Source organism: Chamaesiphon polymorphus CCALA 037 (assembly GCF_003003845.1).
In the GTDB taxonomy this organism is placed as follows: domain Bacteria; phylum Cyanobacteriota; class Cyanobacteriia; order Cyanobacteriales; family Chamaesiphonaceae; genus Chamaesiphon; species Chamaesiphon polymorphus.
Map to the genome: position 1 here is coordinate 1 of NZ_PVWO01000658.1, position 2,596 is coordinate 2,596.

At 48.1% G+C, this 2,596-nt stretch carries 4 protein-coding genes; 2 read left to right on the forward strand and 2 right to left on the reverse strand.

Annotation, left to right across the window (positions count from 1 at the left end):
* Positions 1 to 123 precede the first annotated feature (123 nt).
* On the forward strand, positions 124 to 513 hold the full coding sequence (locus C7B77_RS27875; RefSeq protein WP_146138572.1) for a hypothetical protein: 390 nt from the start codon (positions 124 to 126) through the stop codon (positions 511 to 513).
* Positions 514 to 577: 64 nt separating this feature from the next.
* Here C7B77_RS27875 and rfbD read toward each other — a convergent pair whose 3' ends face one another.
* Positions 578 to 1,480 carry a dTDP-4-dehydrorhamnose reductase gene (gene rfbD, locus C7B77_RS27880; protein ID WP_281261400.1) on the reverse strand — a complete coding sequence of 301 codons (903 nt, stop codon included), beginning with the start codon at positions 1,478 to 1,480 and terminating at the stop codon, positions 578 to 580.
* Positions 1,481 to 1,580: 100 nt separating this feature from the next.
* Positions 1,581 to 1,967, reverse strand: coding sequence for a hypothetical protein (locus tag C7B77_RS27885; RefSeq protein ID WP_015158157.1), 387 nt, complete (start codon positions 1,965 to 1,967; stop codon positions 1,581 to 1,583).
* Between the two features lie 327 nt (positions 1,968 to 2,294).
* Between C7B77_RS27885 and C7B77_RS27890 the strand changes: the two genes are divergently transcribed.
* On the forward strand, positions 2,295 to 2,596 hold a 302-nt coding region (locus C7B77_RS27890), incomplete at its 3' end, for an alcohol dehydrogenase catalytic domain-containing protein (protein WP_181244062.1).

Below are 2,596 nucleotides of genomic sequence, written 5' to 3' on the forward strand. Positions count from 1 at the left end.
GGGGATAGGGGATAGGGGACACTTGTATTTACCCGTCTGCCAGTCCCTACCAGATTTTGAAGCATGAGCTAAGATCTAAGCAAAATTACAATCGGGTCATCAATCGACATGAAGGTAATCAATATGCAATCTCCCAATCGGATCGCTATTGTCTCAGCAATAGTGTTAGTCTCGCTCTGCTCGTTCGCAATGTCTGCCACCGCACAACCAACTCCAGAAGTGGCGATCGATCGCATGTTTCGAGATGAATCCGCTCCGGGTAGCACCCGTCAGGGGCGAGAATTAATGGGAAGTCTGAAAAAATGGATGGGAACTTATCAGCGCACCTTAAAAACAGGTAACGGTTATGTAGCCATCTTCGATAGTGGCTCGCTACCGATCGATGCCAAGTTCAGGGCTAATGGTACGGTGGAAAGTATGACTTTTGGTTGTCCGACTTCCCGCTCGTTGTCGGCAAGTGAAGCACCGATGGAACTGCGCAAAGCATTATCCAAGTGTGCTGGCTTCAAATAATCTGTGAGATCGTCAAGACATTGGGTTCTTCCGAAAAAGTTCGGAAGAACCAATCGCTGAATATTTATTGCCATCTGGCAAATAACTGACCTAAACTAGCATTCCAATCTGGTAACTGTACGCCAAAGTCTGCCAACACCTTACTATTATCTAAAATCGAATAAGCCGGACGTTGGGCGGGAGTAGGATAATCGGTAGCGGGAATCGCTAAAATATTCTCGATGGCGAGATGTCGATCGGGATAATGCGATCGATACCGAGTAACGATTTCAGTCGCGAAACCATGCCAACTAGTTTTACCCGCTGCGGAGAGATTGTAAATCCCTCTCAAATTCGATCGATCTGGATGAGACTGGGCAATAATTTGGGCGGTTGCTTCGGCGATCGATCTACTCCAAGTCGGCGCACCCACCTGATCGGCGACGATTTTGAGTTCGGGACGTTCGGCAGCTAGCCGCAAAATAGTCAGCAAGAAATTTTTGCCCCGATTGCCATACACCCACGTCGTCCGCAAAATCAGATGCGCACAATCTACTTGGGTAATTGCCTGCTCTCCAGCAAGTTTGCTAGCTCCATAAGCACTCACTGGATTTGGGGTGTCGGTTTCTAGATAGGGAGTAGTTTTCTGACCGTCAAAGACGTACTCCGTCGAATAATGGATCAGTAAGGCTTGAGATTTACGGGCTAGTTCCGCGAGAATCCCCGGCGCGGTGCCATTAATCGCCATCGCTAGTTCTGGCTCGCTTTCGGCCTTATCTACGGCTGTATAGGCCGCTGCATTGACAATAATTTGGGGTTGGAGGGCAGCGATCTTGGCTCTAATTCGATCGGGATCGGCTAAGTCTAGCTCTTGAGATCCTAAAACCGTCACCCGTCCTAGCGTTGCTAACGTCACTTGCAGCTCCCAAGCAACTTGCCCCTGTTGACCGAGAATTAAAATTTCTTTCATGTTTGAGCACTCATTCACTGGACGAGTAATTTCATCATCATGCCAAGTTTACAGCTAACTCGCACGTTAAGATTTTTGAGTTGCTGCCCGATCGGACATTTTGCTTAAGACTTGTAGATTAGCTGCGGACGATCGGACTTTTATATGGCTTCCGTTCTGGTTTTGGCTCGAAAACGATCGGACAAGACCAATCGACATCCCACCATTTGCAGTGTTGGATACTATCGTTAGGATCTGGCACTAAGCCGAGTAAATCTTCCCTAACAGTATCGAGAAATGCACCAGTTCCTACATCCATAAATACCGTATTTAGGAGTTTAAAATGCTGCTTGATCTTCACTTTTTCGCCAGTTGCTGTCTGGTAAACCCTACCTTCAAAAAATTTGTTTACCCTACCACCATCCCTAGACCATTGATTGGTGCTGCCAGACTTCACCCATTGGACGGTACCATTAGCAAAATAAACTATCACCAATTTAGGATCTTCTACTTTTTTGTCGTTCATATTGCGGATATTATGGGAAGAAATTGTGCCAGAAAAATCGCCTGCCTTGTCCGAGTCGTGCGACGATCGCGCGTGGAGGCTACACCATCGCAATTACAACTAGCTCGATTTTCTAGGGGCGAGGTTCTGCCAGCCTGAAACACTATATTATATCCTGTCTTTCGTGGTGGAATCAGTTATCTGCAACAACAACTGGCAATTTGGCTGGTAGAGGGGTGGAGGGGTGGATGGGTGGATGAGTGGATGGGTGGATGGGTAATGGATTTTCGATCGCAAAGTTTCTTATACTGAAGTAGCTCTCTAACAGGCTCGATTGCCGATCGAATTGTGATAGCAGCCCTCCTTTACGGTCGCGAAGATCTCCGCCTCGAAACCATCGATCCGCCCTCGCCTGCTGAAGGTGAAGTGACGATCGAGATTGCCGCTGCGACTACTTGCGGGACGGATCTTAAAGTCTGGCGGCGCGGCGGACATGCCAAAATGCTCAATCCGCCCACCCGCTTCGGACATGAAGGGGCGGGTAAAATTATCGCCGTCGGTCGCGGTGTCACCGATTGGCACGTCGGAGATCTGGTAGTGGCTAACAATTCAGCTCCATGTATGAATTGCTTTTTTTGTCAACATCGAGA